We start from the raw sequence: 17,291 nt of genomic DNA on the forward strand, positions 1-17,291 counted from the left end.
GGGGGATTATCCCGATAGCTATCGGGATGGCTAGAGGCACATAAAAAAATTATGGGGGATTAGCTCAGCTGGCTAGAGCGCTACACTGGCAGTGTAGAGGTCATCGGTTCGACTCCGTTATCCTCCACTTTAGACTTACAGATCCTGTAAGTCTTTTTTATTTTATACCATTTTTATGGAAGATCTATATTTTGTCTATATCATTTACTCTCCTAAAATCAACCAGTTCTATATTGGTTCCACTAATGATTTGGAAGCCAGGCTCAGGCATCATAACTCAGGTGCTACTCCATCAACAAAAAAAGGGGCGCCTGAGTGGACTATCAGATATATTGAAGATTTCCAGACCAAGTCAGATGCTCTAAAAAGAGAAATCCAGATCAAAAGGAAAAAAAGTAGAAAATACATCGATTTCCTGATTAGCTCAGCTGGTTAGAGCGTCCCGCAAGCCTGCGGGAAGGTTCCCGAAATACTTCGGGACAGGCTATCGGTTCGACTCCGTTATCCTCCACTTTAGACTTACAGATCCTGTAAGTCTTTTTTTATTTCTATTTTTTTAAAACTGAGTAATTATTCGCGGCACTATTTTCCGAGGAGTTTTTAAATCTCTATTGGAGAAATTGAGTTCAGGAAATTAAAACTCTACAATGATCCCAATAGTCGGAAGGATGGTTCCGGCAGTATTTTCTATAAATCTCATCTGATACCTTGTAGGATCGTTTGGATCAATTCTGATGCTTCCGTCGGATTCCCTCACCGGAATCAGGGTGGGAGGCTGTTGAGCTTGGAAATTCAAGGCGTTTTGCACATCAAAATACCAGTTTAAATTCCATTTATTGAAGAAGTAGCGCTTATCTATCCTAAAATCAAGTTGATTAAAGGCAGCCAATCTCTGAGCGTTGATTTGATCGAAATCTAACACTGCCCTACCGGTTAAATCCCAAACTTCTCTCAATGATGATGTTTCTACATCTACGGGGGTAAATGGTACTCCACCAAGGTATCTCCACCTTGCACCAATTTCCCAATTCTTTCCGAATCTTTTTCCTGCTGTCAAGCTGACAATAAACCTATTATCCCAAGAGGAAGGAATAAACCCTTCGGTATTAGGGTTTGTAAATTCGCTTCGGACCAAAGTCACGGAGGCTATCCCATAGAAGTTTTGGAATAAACGCTGCTGAGCCAAAAATTCCAAACCGTAAGCCCTTCCTTCAGAATCTGAATTAACTGGTTCATTGCCGATTACACCAAAGTCTGCACCTAGATTGGCAAGTGAAATCCCGTTTCTGATCGAAGTAGGATAATTGTCGTACAACTTATAAAATCCTTCTACACTAAACCTTCTGTTTTTTTCAGGGATTACTCTTTCAAATCCCGTAATGAAGTGGGTGGCTTGAATAAACCTGATGTCGTTCAATTGATTTTCAAGTTGACCATCACTGTTTCTATATCCTAAAGCAGTGTATGGTGGTTTCTGATAGTAGATTCCCACATTTCCAGTCCAGAACAGATTAGGTTTCAATTGATATGAAAAGGATGCTCTTGGGCTTATCTGATTGAGTGGGTTTTCGGCAGTGGCCCCAAAAGAACTTCCATCCATTCTGATACCTCCTGTTACAAGTAGTCTTTCATTGTTGAAATATTTACTTGCCGAAACGAAAGCACCATAGCTGTGGAAAAACGATGTGGAAGTGACATTAACCACTTGACCTTCATTTGCTAGAGTACTTCTGTCAAAGTCGCTGATAAAGTATCTCGCATATTCATAATTTACTCCATATTTCAGGTTGAAACCTTTTGTGAAGATAGAATTTTCAGCCCTGAATTTATTCTCACTTTCCTGAGAAAGGTAGTCAAAAAGTAGATTCTGCGGATCACTGTTATCATTATCGGCATATTTGAAAGACCTGTTGTTTAGCATATTTCTGCTCAAAATGAATGTCCAAAATCCATTTTCTCTGAATCTTTTTAGTTTCAGCCCGGTGGCATAATTCCATTGAGAAGAAATTGGTAGGTTTTGCAAAGTATAGAGTCTTTCTTCTCTTTCTTCATCAGTTTCATCTTCCGGAACATCAAAATTCAACGCAAATTGATCAATCGCTCCAACGCCAATGAAAGTCAATTCAGTCTTATCATTCAGTTTTGTGACTGTTTTTAATTGGAAGTCATTGAAAGTAGGTAAGAAAGGAAGTTGCAGCTGTCTGAACAAAAATTGTAGGTAAGATCTTCTGGCAGAAAGAATATATGTCGTTTTTTCTCCGATAGGCCCCTCATTTGAAATGGTAAGTTCACTCGCTCCAAGGGTCATCTGCGTAAACATTTTATCTTTTCTACCCTCTTTGAGCTGAAATTCAAAGAACGAACTGAGTGAATTCATCCTATCAGCAGGAAATCCACCTGTAATAACATCCACGTTTTTGATCAAGTTTACATTGAGGATACCAACTGGACCTCCGGAAGAACCCTGAGTAGCAAAGTGATTGATTACCGGAACTTCGATTTCATCGATGAAGAATTTATTTTCATTTGGTGCCCCGCCGCGAATGATAATATCGTTTCGAAAACTTGCAGTACTCGCCACACCGGGAAGGGATTGGATTACCCTACTGATGTCCCTGTTTCCTCCAGGATACCGCTCGATTTCATTTGTATTTAGTCTTCTGACTGAAATCGGCGTTTCGTCAGATCGGGTAAATTCCGCAGAAACAGTCACCTCACTCAACTCAGCAGCTTCCTCTCTCAAATCAAAATCAAGACGGACGGCACTTGCAAGCGTGGCTTGTATCTCAAAAAAAGTTTTTGATCTAAAGCCTAAAAAACTCGCCCTGATATTGTAAAGTCCTGGAGGGAGGTCAGATAGCACATAGTTTCCGTTTTCATCAGAAACTGTTCCATAGTCTGTACCTAAAACAACGATATTGGCAAAAGGAATACCTTCATTATTGACCGCATTAAAAACCCTACCCCGGACTTCTGCGGTTTGGGCATGTAGATTGAAAAAAATAAATGAAAGGAATAAACTAATAAAGGAAACTCTCATAATTGTGTATTAACCTAAAGGAATAAATCAGAAAAAGGCAGTTTTTGTTTTCGGAAATCGTAGAAAATTTTATTTTTCTTCATTCTAAATTCAAAAATTCAATCCTTCCAACTCCTATGCAAACAAATAGACAAGAAAGGCCAAAACTCCAAATACTATCCCCAACAAAAAGATATTATAAGCATAACCGAGCATATTATATTTCCGCTTCAAAACCACCCCTTGGTAAAAAACAGCTATTGACATTTGCTCATTGATCTCATTTTTGGAAGGTAAAATCTTATCTATTTCTTGAAGGTACTGTTCAAGGGAATAATTGGCCACTTCTCCAAAAAACAGCAGGCTTCCTTTACCTCGGCTTTGAAGGTCCTTATTTTTATTTATGATTTTTGGCTTGGCCGCCTGAACAGCCAACACGGTAGATATCAGGCAGGACAGGAGAATCAACACGATGGGGAAAATCAGCTTCGAACCATACAAATCAAGTTCATCCGAAATAGTACCATATCCCGCAATGGCAATTATTGAAGAAATCACCAAAGCATTGATACTGATAATCATATTTGCTTTGTTATCTGCGATTTGAAGGAGATTACAGTTATTTTTAAAAGTAACCCTAAAAAAGGTTTGTCTCTCCCTTACAGAAGTATCTTTGTCTTTTTTTTTAATTTCTTGTTCTTGCATGCGCGGGCAAATTATTCAAAATTAACTTACAAATATATTCAATGAATCAAGCGTTGGTTTAAAATAGAGCTGAAATAAAATAAGCTTATTGCTCTAATCCTTTGATGGCCCAAAAATATTCTTTTTTAGGGAGAATTTCATCTTTACTGGAAAATGATTATGGTGCCAACCAATCCATTTCCCAATTATCTTTCTTTTTTTGAAAAACTACCCTAATATGATTCAATCCATGAATTTGCAAAGCCTCAATATGGATAGGGATAACTTTAATTAAACAGAAAAATCTATCATCCATTTCTGTCGGCCAATTATACGCCGTCCGCGGATCTGGAATAATTTCCCCAGGTGGTGTGATAGCATTGTAGGCCTTTTGTGCATCTCCCTGTATTGTAGACCAAAAAGACCTGCTGATGTCGTTTTGATGATAGATTTCTATCTTTCCTTTTATCCTTACTTGTACCCTTTCCCCAGGATGGTAAAATAAAAGGGCTGCATCAGGTTTGTTTTTCAACTGCCTTACTTTGGTGGATCGATAATCTGTGAAAAAAAAGAGATTCATCTCTTCATCCAGCTTTCTCAAAACCACATAGCGCACATCAATATCTGAATCTGTATGTGAAGCCAAGGAAAGAAATCTAAATGGATGTATGGGATCTAAAGCCCCTCTTTGCAATTCATTTTTAACAATCCGGAAAATATCTTCAAGTGGATCTTCAGCCGAAAAAAGCATCATTGTTCTATTGATAGTGCCTGAAAATATAAAAGGGTTCCATTTTCCATTTCGAGCTGAACCTGTATTGGATTGCAGCATACTTCGCAATTCTCAATATATTTTTGTGTTCGGATTGAGGGGTCAATAAGGATGGAAATTTCTGCCATGCAATAAGGACAATTAAAGAAATGTTCAAACATAATTGAGATTATAACACTAAAACCCTGATTTTAGCCAGATGGTTTTCAAAACTGAATTATTGTTCCATGTTAGCAATTTTGCAAAAGCCCAATTTCTCTCAATTGGGTATTAAAAACAAAAGCACAGGAATCGCTGTGCTTTTGTTTATCGGAATTTCAATTTAAAATCAATTAAACCTCCACGCTTTCTATATTTTTGAAATAGACCTGGTTTTCGGCATCCAAATCAACCAAAACTGCAGAATCATTTTTGATGTATCCGGAAAGAATCTGCTTGGACAATTCATTGAGAATCAATCGCTGCATTGTCCTTTTCAGGGGTCTGGCACCAAATTGAGGGTCAAACCCTACTTGTCCCAAGAAATCCAAAACTTCTTGAGTAGCTTCAATTTCAATGTTTGACTCTGCTAATCTTTGTTGGATTTCTCTCCATTGAATATCCACGATTTTACGAATTACTTTTCGGTTGAGAGGCTCAAACATTATTGTTTCATCAATCCTGTTTAAGAATTCCGGCCTTACTGATTTTTTAAGCAAATCGTAAACCTCGGATTTGGTTTTTTCAAGAATCTCTTCTTTGTTCCACTCCTCCATTTCCGCAAAACGTTCCTGAATCAGGTGGGAACCAATATTTGTAGTAAGGATTATGATCGTATTTTTGAAGTTGGCAATCCTTCCTTTATTGTCAGTCAATCGTCCATCATCCAAAACCTGTAAAAGGATATTGAAAACATCTGGATGTGCTTTTTCTATTTCATCAAGCAAGACCACTGAATAAGGCTTTCTTCTGACCGCTTCGGTCAATTGCCCCCCTTCATCATATCCCACATATCCCGGAGGCGCTCCTACCAATCTGCTTACGGCGTGTCTTTCCTGATATTCTGACATATCAATTCTTACCATGGAATTCTCATCGTTGAACAGATATTCAGCGAGGGCTTTTGCCAACTCAGTTTTACCCACTCCTGTGGTACCCATGAAAATAAATGATCCAATTGGACGCTTGGGATCCTGCAGCCCTGCCCTACTCCTTCTTACTGCATCTGAAATAGCTGTGATTGCCTCTCTTTGACCGGCAACTCTTTTTCCCAGTTCATCCTCCAAGTGTAAGAGTTTTTCCCTTTCACTCTGTATCATCTTAGAAAGGGGAATCCCTGTCCATTTTGAAACCACTGCCGCAATATCTTCATTGTCAACCTCTTCCTTCAGAAGCGGTGACCCTTGCTGCATTTCTTCCAATTGGGATTTATATTTATCAAGTTTTTGTTCCGCTTCTACTATTTTACCATACCTGATTTCGGCTACTTTACCAAAATCACCGGCTCTTTCAGCTTGTTCAGCTTCAAGTTTTAGTCTGTCAATACTTTCCTTTTCCGTTCTTATCCCTGTAATAACTGCCTTCTCACTTTCCCATTTGGCTTTTACATTTTGCCTTTTTTCAGAAAGCTCTGCAATCTCTTTGCTTAGGACAGTTTCTTTGTCCTTATTGTTTTCTCTTCGAATGGCTTCTCTTTCAATTTCCAACTGCATGATTCTTCTATTGAGTTCATCCAATTCCTGGGGCAGGGAGTCTATTTCCATCCTCAGTTTTGCTGCCGCTTCATCCATTAAATCTATCGCTTTGTCCGGAAGAAATCTGTCGGAAATATACCTTTGGGATAATTCCACTGCTGCTATGACCGCATCATCTTTGATCCTGACACCATGATGCAGTTCATATTTATCCTTTATACCTCTTAGTATAGAAATGGCATCAGCTGAATCAGGTTCATTGACCATTACAGCCTGAAACCTTCTTTCAAGTGCCTTGTCCTTTTCTATATATTTCTGGTATTCTTTCAGTGTGGTTGCACCAATTGCATGGAGTTCTCCTCTTGCAAGAGCTGGTTTCAATAAGTTGGCTGCATCCATCGCACCTTCTCCACCTCCACCTGCACCGATAAGGGTGTGTATTTCATCAATGAACAGAATTATTTCTCCCTCTGAATCAGTCACTTCCTTAATAACAGCTTTGAGTCTTTCTTCAAACTCCCCTTTGTATTTGGCACCTGCCACAAGTAAACCCATATCCAATGAAATCAGAATTTTGGATTTTAAATTTTCCGGAACATCTCCACTGATGATTCTTTGGGCAAGACCTTCGACAATCGCTGTTTTTCCCACTCCGGGTTCTCCTAGCAAAATCGGATTGTTTTTAGTCCTTCTGGCCAAAATCTGAAGTACCCTTCTAATTTCCTCATCGCGGCCAATGACCGGATCTATTTTACCTTTTTTGGCAAGTTCATTGAGGTTTTTGGAATATTTCTCCAAAGCCCTATATTTTGATTCCGCATTCTGGTCTGTCACTTTATTTCCTTTTCTTAATTCTTTGATAGCTTCAATCAGAGGTTTCTCTGACATTCCCTGGTCTTTTAAAAGCTGGGCGGTTTTTTCAGAACCAGCCAAAATCGCCAACAATAAATGTTCTATGGCAATGAATTCATCCCCGAAATTCTTGAGATAATCTTTTGCCTTTGATAGCACTTGGTTTGCAGCATTAGACAAATAGGGCTGCTGACCACTTACTTTGGGATAATTGCTGATAATCTCATCTGTTTTTTGAATAATCAGACCTTTGTTTACCCCCAGCTTTTTAAACAAAAAATCAGTTACATTTTCATCTTCAGAAAATATACCTTTCAGTAAATGGGCCGGTTCTATGACCTGTTGCTGTTCTGCTGAAGTCAGTTCGACAGCTTTTTGGATTGCTTCCTGGGATTTGATGGTGAATTGTTTGAAATCCATGGCTATTTCTGGTTATGTAGTTACTTATTCAAGGACCCTGAGTAATCAGGATTAATTCGATTCTAATCAAAAGCTCTACCAAATACAAAACCCACACTTATTCGGAAATTGTGTCTGAAAAAATAGTTTCAAATTAAAAAAACAAGACTTTTTGACATAAAAAAAGCCATTACCCAATGATTGAATAATGACCTTTATCTTTCTTTAATTATTAAAATCAATTTTCATCCTCTTCCCCTTTATCTTTTTCATCCTTTTCTATTGTGTACCTTTGTATATCTCTTTGGAACCTGTCTACATCCGCCTGTGCCTGAGATATGGCAATTTCAAATTTCTTAAGGTTCATTTCGAATTTGGCCAAATCAGCTTCCGTAGCTTTACCTTTTAGTTTGACCTTCTCATATTTCAGATTTTCCTTTGCAAAATTAATTTCTGCCTGTTGCTTTTTTGTCAATGCTTTATCAAAGTTCTCTTGAGCTTTAGCCAAATTATTGATCCTTTTTTGTTCAGCTTTCAATTCAGCGTCCTTAAGTTTTTTCTCTTTTTCAACGGCTTGAGCTTCGGCTTTTTGCTGGGCTAAAATCCTTTTTTCTTCCTTGGGAGTTACTTTTTCTTGAATCTGCTCAGATTTGTTTTGCGAAACACTTTCTTGCGCCAAAACATAAATTGGCATATTAATCACAAGCATTGTTATAATTATCAGCTGATATACCTTCATTTTCACTTATTTTTCATCAAATATAATTTATCCTCTAGATAAGGCCAATTTTGTTTTCTCTTTATTTGATGCCATTTAGTTTTTTTTAGATAACAAAACAATTATTTTTACTTTGCTGAAACCACCTTAATTCAGAAAATGGCAGAATTTTATCTTTTTATTAAAAGTCAAGCATGAATTTCGAATTCTATCTCAATCCCTACGGCATCCCGGCTTTCTTGGTAAGCCTTCTCTTTATTACCCTGACAATTTTTTCTTTCAAAAGACAAAACTTACAGGGAGAAAGGTATTTCTCATACCTGATGTTTGCATCTTTTTTATATTCCTATTTTTACAGTATTGAACTCATGACCAAAGACCCGGGTACTATCGGGTTTTTCTATAAGCTTGAATTTCTTGGAGGAGTATTCATAGCCCCGCTACTTTTGTTATTTACACTGAAATATTCTGATAAAGCTAAATATATCAACCCTATATGGATCATAACCATGTTTGGGATATCATTCCTATTCCTGGTCATTTTGTTTACCAATGACTATCACCACTTGTTTTACGGCGATATTTCAGCTGCTGACAATTCATATTTTATTTCCATTACACTTGAAAGAGGTATTTTCCATTGGTTATATGCAGGCTATAATTCTATCTTGATTTTAACAGCGAATGTCCTGCTTCTGAGAATGTTTTTTTCAGTCCCTAAAGTCTACCAAAAACAAGTTATGATCATGATGTTTGGTAGTTTTGTTCCTTGGATAGCCTATCTTTTTGTGGTTTTCGGATTTTATCCTTTTGGCTTGGATCCGGTACCTTTTCTTTTGGGAATTGCCGGAGTGATTATTTTCTGGGCCTTATTCAAACATCAGTTATTTATCGCAAGTCCGATCGCATTTAAAACAATTTTCGAAAAACTTTCAGATGGTGTTTTGATACTGAATGAAGATGGGGAAATAGTTGCGATGAACCTTGCCGCAAACACATTCATTTCAAATTTTACCGAGTTAGGCATTACTAGAATAGATCAATTAATTAAAATCTGTCCGGAGTTACAGGTATTATTATCTTCAGAAATAGCAGAAAAAAGAGTGGAAATAGACTTGCCTTCTGAGAATAAAACATTTTCAGCCTACTTAAAAAACATTGACAATGGAGGTAACCAAAATTCAGATTCTTCCCATTTTAAATACCTGTTTTTAAGAGATATAACAGAACAGAAGGCGATAGAAAACATTATAAAAGCAAATGAAATCGCACTTAAAAATGTAAACAGCAATTTGATCAGAAATGAGAAAATGCTGACTTCCATTGCTTATGCCACAAAAGAGTTGCTTTCCAATCAGGATTTCCCCAAGGCTACGCAGAAAGCAATTGCACTGCTCGGAGATGGCGCCGGAGTGGATAGGGCATATTTATTTGAAAATTTTCAAGATGAAGAGGGAAATATTTTCTGTTCCCAAAGATTTGAATGGAGCGCTTTGGGAGTGCCTGCTGAGATAGACAATCCTGATTTGCGGGGATTGCCCGTGGGCTTGTTTGGTGAAGGAACACAAGCCATGTTAAAAAACAGGCCATATCATGCTGTAGTGTCTCAGATCGACAATGATCCTGAATTGAAAGAATTGCTGGAAAGTCAGGATATATTGTCAATCCTTTTGATCCCAATTTATGTACAGGATTATTTTTGGGGTTACGTGGGTTTTGATGATTGTACCCGCGAAAGGGTATGGAGTGAAGCTGAAACGGCCTTGCTGATCAGTTTCGCGGACAGTATATCCAATGCCATAGAAAGAAAAACGATGGAAAAAACACTCATCGACTCTATGGAGCAGGCAAAAGAAGCAAGTGTGGCGAAATCCGAATTTCTGGCAAATATGAGCCATGAGATCAGAACTCCTTTAAATGGAGTTATAGGATTTTCGGACCTTTTGATGAAGACAGATTTAGATGAAAATCAAAAAGGATTCCTTAAATCCATTGTTCAATCAGGAAATTTACTTTTGGACCTTATCAATGACATCCTTGATTTTTCAAAAATTGAAGCGGGAAAACTTGAATTAAACCCTGAATGGACAAATTTAAGATCCCTGGCAATGGAAACCCTTAAAATCATCCAGCCCATTACAAAAGAAAAAAATCTTGATATTATTCTCACAATGGATGAGTCGCTTCCAGAATTTGCTTTTGTGGATACTACAAGATTAAAACAGATTCTTATTAATCTACTGAGCAATGCAGCCAAATTCACCCCCAAAGGACATATAGAATTGAGTATAAAAGGGGTGGGAGATACCTCAAAAAACACTGATTTTCAGTCTGTGTCTTTCTCTGTGATTGACTCCGGAATCGGGATATCAAAAGAAAAAGAAAAAGTAATTTTTGAGGCATTTGCACAAGAAGATAATTCTACAACAAGAAAGTATGGCGGAACTGGTCTCGGACTAAGCATCTGCAGCAAGCTGTTGGGACTGATGGATAGCAAATTGGTATTGGAAACCGAAGTGGGAAAAGGAAGTGAATTTAAATTTAAAATTGATATTCCGCTTTCTTCCAATATAGCAGTAACCCAAAAAGTTACACCCGAAGAACCCAAAGCCAAGGTATCAACTCCACAAAAGTCTTTTGAATTTTCCCATAAAATTTTACTGGTAGATGACAATCCGGTCAATATGTTATTGGCTAAATCTATTGTGAAAAGCATCTTGCCTTCAGCTATTATATGCGAAGCCTATAACGGGATTGAGGCTGTTTCCCAATATACCAAAGAAAAACCGGATATGATTTTTATGGATATTCAGATGCCGGAAATGAGTGGCTATGAAGCAACCCAACACATCCGGCTTCAGGAAACGGATCATAGAGTCCCCATAGTTGCGCTCACTGCCGGCACTATAAAAGGAGAAACCTCCAGGTGCTTGGATGCAGGTATGGATGACTATTTGAGCAAACCCGTTTTGGTATCTGACATTTCAGGAATGATCGAAAAATATTTGGGACCGAAGTCAGAAATACCGGTAGTTTCTCCACTGGATACCAAAATCTCCCTTAACAAACTGGAGGAATATAGAGATTCTGATCCTGATTTTTTTAAGGAGTTACTTGAAGTCAGTTATGAAAATATTAACATTTTAAGGGATAAACTTAAAAGCAGTGAGGAAGAAAAAAATCTTCATGCAGTAAAGCAAACAGGACATGCATTAAAAGGTGTAGGCCTGAATCTGGATTTTAAGGAACTCACTACATATTCCTCAGCAATTGAAAACCTGAACAGTTTGGAAGAAAGCAGCAATGAGGTCTTTAAGAATGCCTATGAGGAATTAGACAGAATAATAACCTCACTGAAAAATGAATTGGAATCTATAGGATAACATTCCAAATAAGAATTTTATTTTTTAGTAACCTTAGGTTTATTCCTTTACTTCTTCGTAGTCAATATAATCTCCGCCTTTGATTTCCTTAGACCTTTTTTTCTGATATTCCTGGGGAATGTGGTCAACATTAATATTCCCATCATTAGGTTTCCTCCGCAGATCGTCCTCACGCTTGAGGTTATTTGCATGGTCTACAAACTGCTTCAACTTACTTTTCAAAAAAAACTGCAATAGCTTGGAAAATATCCAAGATATGGCAATTGCAATCAAAAGAAATTTAAATATAAATCCCATGTTTAGATGTAAGATGTGAGACATGAGACGTGAGACTGTCTTATGTCTCATGTCTCATGTCTCAAGTCTGAAATTAATTATCTACTTAAATATAGGTTTCGTTCGGAATAAATCTTCAAGAAATAATCATCCATCAGATCGTCAATGAAATAGATGGCTTCACCCGTGGACTTCATTTCAGGACCCAATTCTTTGTTGACATTGGGGAATTTGTGGAAAGAGAAAACAGGTTCTTTGATAGCGTAACCATTTTTAACTGGATGGAATTCAAAATCAGTCACTTTTTTCTCCCCGAGCATCACCTTAGTGGCATAATTTACATAAGGCTCCTGATAAGCCTTACAGATAAAGGGAACGGTTCTCGAGGCTCTTGGGTTCGCTTCGATTACATAAACCTTGTCATTTTTGATGGCAAATTGAATATTGATCAGCCCGACAGTTCTCAAAGCAAGTGCAATCTTTTTGGTGTAAGTTTCAATCTGACGCATGACATAATCACCCAAATTATAGGGAGGTAATACGGCATAAGAATCTCCGGAATGAATTCCTGCTGGTTCTATATGTTGCATGATTCCGATGATATAGACATTTTCACCGTCGCAAATGGCATCCGCCTCAGCTTCTATAGCACCTTCCAGAAAGTGGTCCAAAAGGATTTCATTGTTGGGGATATCCCTTAGGACATTCACTACATGTTCCTCCAATTCTTTTTCATTGATGACAATCTTCATTCCTTGTCCGCCCAAAACATAGGAAGGTCTGACCAATAAAGGAAACCCGATGATTTTGCAGAGCTCCAGCGCTTCGTCAGTGTTGTGGATAGTTCCGAACTCAGGATAGGGAACTTCATTCTCTTTCAATAGGGTCGAAAATCTGCCTCTATCTTCAGCCAAGTCCAACGCTTCAAAACTGGTCCCTACGATTTTAATCCCATATTTGTTCAGCTTCTCTGCTATTTTCAACGCTGTCTGTCCACCCAATTGGACAATAACTCCAATAGGATTTTCCTGAAGAATAATCTCATAAATATGCTCCCAGAAAACCGGCTCAAAATACAATTTGTCCGAAATATCAAAGTCTGTGGAGACAGTTTCAGGATTACAATTGATCATGATGGTTTCGTAGCCACATTCTTTTGCCGCCAAAACACCATGTACGCAGGAATAATCAAATTCTATTCCCTGTCCTACTCTATTGGGTCCGGATCCAAGTACTACAACTTTCTTTTTATTGGAAGAAATGGATTCGTTTTCTTCTCCAAAGGTCGAGTAATAATAGGGTGTCAGCGCTTCAAATTCTGCTGCACAGGTATCGACAAGTTTGTAAACCCGTCTGATTCCCATTTCTTTATATCGTTTATCAAAAACCTCACTTTCCAAGCAATCCAAAAGATGGGCTATCTGCCGGTCTGCATAGCCTTTCTTTTTGGCTAAATCCATCAAATCACGGGGAATGGTATCCAATTTATATTTCTCGATTTCTTTCTCTACATGGATCAGCTCCTCGATCTGTCTCAAAAACCATTTATCTATTTTAGTCAAATCATGAATGGTTCTGAAGGAAATACCTAGCTTGAAAGCATCATAGATATGAAAGAGCCTATTCCAACTTGGATTGGCCAAACTATAGAGAATAGCTTCCTGATTTTTGAGTTCCTTTCCATCAGCACCCAACCCGTTTCTATTGATTTCCAAAGATTGACAGGCTTTTTGAAGTGCTTCCTGGAAATTCCTTCCTATTCCCATTACCTCGCCTACTGACTTCATGGAAAGACCTAAACGGCGGTCCGATCCTTTGAATTTATCAAAATTCCACCTGGGAACTTTCACAATGACATAGTCAATGGCCGGTTCAAAAAATGCAGAAGTAGTACCGGTAATAGAGTTTTTAAGCTCGTCCAAATTATAGCCTACTGCCAATTTTGCAGCTACTTTTGCAATCGGGTATCCTGTTGCTTTGGAAGCCAAAGCCGAAGAACGAGAAACTCGCGGGTTGATTTCAATACCGATGATTTCTGAATTGTCCGGACTTACCGCAAACTGAACATTACATCCGCCAGCGAAGGTCCCGATGCTGTTCATCATGGTAATGGCATAATTCCTCATGCGTTGATACACAGTATCCGGCAATGTCATGGCTGGGGCCACGGTAATTGAATCGCCAGTATGCACTCCCATTGGGTCAAAATTCTCGATAGAACAGATAACAATCATGTTACCTATATTATCCCGCATTACTTCCAGTTCGTATTCCTTCCAACCCAATATACTTTTCTCAATCAATACTTCATGGACCGGGGATGCCTGCAAGCCAGCAACCAATGCTTTTTCAAAATCCTCCGCCTTTTCAACAAAACTACCACCTGCTCCGCCAAGTGTATAGGAAGCTCTAATAATAAGTGGAAAACCGATTTCCTGGGCTATTTCATTTCCCTGAAGAAAGGAGGTAGCTGTATTACCTTTACAAACTCCAACACCGATCTTCTCCATCAATGCTTTGAATTTTTCCCGGTTCTCAGCAGTATCAATGGCATCTATATCCACTCCTATCATTCGGACTCCAAATTTCTTCCATATACCTGCTTTATCACAATCAATGGCCAGATTTAGAGCAGTTTGACCGCCCATCGTGGGAAGTACACTATCAATGTCCGGATGGTCCTGAAGGACTTTGATGATGGACTTCTTATCCAATGGCAGCAAATACACGTTGTCAGCCGTCACGGGATCTGTCATAATCGTGGCAGGGTTAGAATTGATCAAGGTTACCTTGATGCTCTCTTCCCTGAGCGAACGGGAGGCTTGGGAACCTGCATAATCAAATTCGCAAGCTTGACCGATAACGATTGGACCTGAGCCGATGATGAGAACGTGTTTGATACTGGTATCCTTAGGCATTCTAAATGAGGTTTTAAATGGTTTAATTACTTCCGGTTAAATTGGTGCAAAAATAGGGAAATAAATTTAAGTAGCCCCGATAAGCTTTGAAAAAGGGAGGCTTGAACCCAAATTAATGGTGGTGATGTTGTTTGATTTCCCAAACCCTTCATAAACTTGATGGTTCCTAAGAGGTTTCAAGACTTCCATCTAAATGATTTGTCATCTATTGCCCGCATAGTGCACAAGATACCCTCCAAATGATCATATTCGTGTTGGACCAGTTCTGAAATTGCTCCTTCAACCTTCCAGGATTGCTTTTCCCAGTTTTCATCCAAATATTCCAAGGTCAAAGATTGATGTCTTTTTACTTTCACCAATAGATTTGGGAAACTCATACAATCATCCCAAAGCTCAAATAATTCTTGGCTTGGATGTTTGATTTCAGGATTGATGATGATATAGGGTTTGTCCAGATTTAGGTAAAACAACCTTTTCATGATCCCCAATTGAGGTGCGGCTATTCCCCTGCCAAAACCATATCGGGCCCTGATATCTTCCATGGCTTCATGCAGGTCATTTACCCAAGTTTGGACAAGAGGAAGTTCTCCCCTTTGGACAGGTTCGCAGGTTTCATATAGTCTGGAATCACCTAGTTTAAGTATATCGTCAGTTGTCTTCATGTTTAATTATTAGGAATATTGATGCCAATCACAGCATTTCCATATATCAAAGGCAAATGAAATTTGAATTATTCTGACCCTATATAAATCAATCTCCAACAATTCCATAAATATTTTTGATCATCGGTTAATTAATGAATGGAATTTCCTTTGAGTTTATGAACCAGAAACAATACAAGTAGGGATTTCTTTTATAAACCATTGATTTTGTTTAAATTATAATTTCTTTCCACCAGACAAAAGCACCAATGAAACATGACACTCCATTGATAAAATTATTTCTGATAGGTATCAGCGTTTTTGCTTTTACTTTTTGCCAGCCTAAAGCTCCTTCAGGAAGTTCCTTGGGAAACTTGGATTTTCCTATAAGCGGTAAACCAAAGGCCCAGGAAGCCTTCCAAAAAGGGCTTTTATTGATGCATAGTTTTGAATATAAGGATGCTTTGGAGGCTTTTGAGGAAGCCCAACAAGAAGATCCTGAATGCGTGATGGCTTATTGGGGTGAAGCTATGGCACACAATCATCCGATTTGGCAGGAACAGGATTATAATAAAGGAAATGTGGCACTTAGCAAACTAGGTGATACCCGGGAAGAAAGATTGTCTAAAGCCAAAACAAAAATTGAAAAAGATTTTCTTACGGCTATTGAAATCCTTTATGGCGAAGGAAACAAGGTGGAAAGAGATAATGCCTATGCCAGATATTTAGGAGAACTCTACCATAAATACCCTGAAAATGATGAAGTTACTGTCTTTTATTCCCTTGCATTAATGGGTTCTATACCCTATATCAGTGATATGGAGGTTTATCAAAAAGCAGCATCTTTGGCCAAGGAGGTTATGGATAGAAATCCTGAGCATCCGGGTGCTGTCCATTATTATATTCACGCCAATGATGAACCCAATTATGCCCATCAAGCAAAAAAAGCAGCCGATATTTATGCCAAAGTAGCCCCTGATGCGGCTCATGCTATACATATGCCAAGCCATATCTACCTTTCGCTAGGTATGTGGGATGAGGTGGTCAGTTCCAATGTAGCCTCATTTCAGGCGAGCGTCAACAGAAAGGAAAGAAAAAATCTTGATTACGGTGCTTTAGGGCTTCATTCTTTTCAATGGCTGCAGTATGGCTATCTGCAACAAGAAAAATTCGATGAAGCCAAAAAATTATTGGAGGATGTGGTTTTTTATACCAAAGAATCCCCATCCGTCTATACCCATGAGCATCAGTCCTACATGAAAACCACCTATTTTGTGGAAACGGAAGATTGGGACAATCCCATGATAAATTTGGAATCGGATTATTCCGGTTTTAACATCGCTGTCAAAAGCAGGGACAGATTTGTCCATGCCTTGAAAGCATTTCATGATAAAGATTTTGAAAAGGTAGAATCAACTCTCCTAGTCATGAAAGAAGAAAGAGAGGCCGCTGCCAAAACCATCAGTCTGGATGCAGGAATGGCACTATGCAGCAGTGGCGGAGCAAGCAGTGAAAACACAACTCCTAGAGATCTGAAGATTGCTGAAACCATGGAACTTGAACTGAAAGCTTTACTGGCTTGGGAAAAGGGAGATCCTTCAGATGGGGAAAACTATTTCCTAAAAGCAACCGCATTGGAAAATGAAGTCGGTTCGGCGGCAGGACCTCCAACAATTGTAAAACCAAGCCATGAATTATATGCAGAATTTTTGGTGGCCAATGGTCGACCTGAAGAGGCAATTCAACAATATGAAGCAGCCTTGAAATTAGCTCCAAATCGGATAAAAAGTGTAAAGGGGAAGAAAGTAGCAGAGGAATTGTTGAAGCAACAGGCTGTTCTTTGAACCAAGAAAAAGACCTTCGAGGTTTAGAAAAAAACCTCAAAGGTCCCACTGCCTATGTGATTGTTTCCACTCAAATCCCTAAGGGATAGCACTTCTACCTTGATTTGTTTTC

Annotated in this window: 12 protein-coding genes and 2 tRNA genes; 5 read left to right on the forward strand and 9 right to left on the reverse strand. The window is 38.6% G+C overall.

The window, feature by feature from the left end; all coding sequences use genetic code 11:
• Positions 1 to 53 precede the first annotated feature (53 nt).
• The 3 genes from B9A52_RS01950 (at position 54) to B9A52_RS25340 (ending at position 511) form a co-directional block, all read left to right on the forward strand.
• A tRNA-Ala gene (locus B9A52_RS01950) sits at positions 54 to 127 on the forward strand.
• A 48-nt stretch (positions 128 to 175) separates the two neighbouring features.
• Positions 176 to 436, forward strand: a complete 261-nt coding sequence (locus B9A52_RS01955) for a GIY-YIG nuclease family protein (protein ID WP_084118717.1) — start codon at positions 176 to 178, stop codon at positions 434 to 436.
• Positions 418 to 511, forward strand: a tRNA-OTHER gene (locus tag B9A52_RS25340). Before B9A52_RS01955 ends, B9A52_RS25340 begins: the two co-directional genes overlap by 19 nt.
• 123 nt (positions 512 to 634) lie before the next feature.
• On the opposite strand, the gene B9A52_RS01960 is transcribed toward B9A52_RS25340, so the two are convergent.
• The 6 genes from B9A52_RS01960 to B9A52_RS01985 all read right to left on the reverse strand — a co-directional run bounded on the left by B9A52_RS01960 (position 635) and on the right by B9A52_RS01985 (position 8,138).
• Positions 635 to 3,040, reverse strand: a complete 2,406-nt coding sequence (locus B9A52_RS01960) for a TonB-dependent receptor (RefSeq protein ID WP_084118718.1) — start codon at positions 3,038 to 3,040, stop codon at positions 635 to 637.
• Positions 3,041 to 3,154: 114 nt separating this feature from the next.
• Positions 3,155 to 3,724 carry a Pycsar system effector family protein gene (locus tag B9A52_RS01965; RefSeq protein ID WP_084118719.1) on the reverse strand — a complete coding sequence of 190 codons (570 nt, stop codon included), beginning with the start codon at positions 3,722 to 3,724 and terminating at the stop codon, positions 3,155 to 3,157.
• A 157-nt stretch (positions 3,725 to 3,881) separates the two neighbouring features.
• Positions 3,882 to 4,535, reverse strand: coding sequence for a pyridoxamine 5'-phosphate oxidase family protein (locus B9A52_RS01970; protein ID WP_084118720.1), 654 nt, complete (start codon positions 4,533 to 4,535; stop codon positions 3,882 to 3,884).
• The gene (locus B9A52_RS26490; protein ID WP_084118721.1) at positions 4,454 to 4,636 is read right to left on the reverse strand and encodes a CPXCG motif-containing cysteine-rich protein; all 183 of its coding nucleotides are present in this window, start codon (positions 4,634 to 4,636) and stop codon (positions 4,454 to 4,456) included. Before B9A52_RS26490 ends, B9A52_RS01970 begins: the two co-directional genes overlap by 82 nt.
• 171 nt (positions 4,637 to 4,807) lie before the next feature.
• Complete coding sequence (gene clpB / locus B9A52_RS01980) at positions 4,808 to 7,420, reverse strand: ATP-dependent chaperone ClpB (RefSeq protein WP_084118722.1); 2,613 nt, start codon at positions 7,418 to 7,420, stop codon at positions 4,808 to 4,810.
• Between the two features lie 217 nt (positions 7,421 to 7,637).
• Positions 7,638 to 8,138: a hypothetical protein gene (locus B9A52_RS01985; protein WP_084118723.1), complete on the reverse strand. Its 501-nt coding sequence runs from the start codon at positions 8,136 to 8,138 to the stop codon at positions 7,638 to 7,640.
• Positions 8,139 to 8,311: 173 nt separating this feature from the next.
• On the opposite strand from B9A52_RS01985, the gene B9A52_RS01990 reads away from it, so the two are divergent.
• A complete protein-coding gene (locus B9A52_RS01990; protein ID WP_084118724.1) occupies positions 8,312 to 11,500 on the forward strand; it encodes a histidine kinase N-terminal 7TM domain-containing protein in 3,189 nt (1,062 codons plus the stop codon).
• A gap of 39 nt (positions 11,501 to 11,539) precedes the next feature.
• Here B9A52_RS01990 and B9A52_RS01995 read toward each other — a convergent pair whose 3' ends face one another.
• The 3 genes from B9A52_RS01995 to B9A52_RS02005 form a co-directional block, all read right to left on the reverse strand.
• Complete coding sequence (locus tag B9A52_RS01995; RefSeq protein ID WP_084118725.1) at positions 11,540 to 11,797, reverse strand: DUF4834 family protein; 258 nt, start codon at positions 11,795 to 11,797, stop codon at positions 11,540 to 11,542.
• Between the two features lie 77 nt (positions 11,798 to 11,874).
• Positions 11,875 to 14,694 (reverse strand): carbamoyl-phosphate synthase large subunit, encoded by a 2,820-nt coding sequence (gene carB / locus B9A52_RS02000; protein ID WP_084118726.1) that lies wholly within the window; start codon positions 14,692 to 14,694, stop codon positions 11,875 to 11,877.
• 176 nt (positions 14,695 to 14,870) lie between these two features.
• Positions 14,871 to 15,356: a peptide deformylase gene (locus B9A52_RS02005; protein WP_084118727.1), complete on the reverse strand. Its 486-nt coding sequence runs from the start codon at positions 15,354 to 15,356 to the stop codon at positions 14,871 to 14,873.
• A gap of 248 nt (positions 15,357 to 15,604) precedes the next feature.
• Between B9A52_RS02005 and B9A52_RS02010 the strand changes: the two genes are divergently transcribed.
• The gene (locus B9A52_RS02010; protein WP_084118728.1) at positions 15,605 to 17,179 is read left to right on the forward strand and encodes a tetratricopeptide repeat protein; all 1,575 of its coding nucleotides are present in this window, start codon (positions 15,605 to 15,607) and stop codon (positions 17,177 to 17,179) included.
• Positions 17,180 to 17,291 lie beyond the last annotated feature (112 nt).

The organism is Aquiflexum balticum DSM 16537 (assembly GCF_900176595.1).
GTDB classification, from domain to species: Bacteria; Bacteroidota; Bacteroidia; order Cytophagales; family Cyclobacteriaceae; genus Aquiflexum; species Aquiflexum balticum.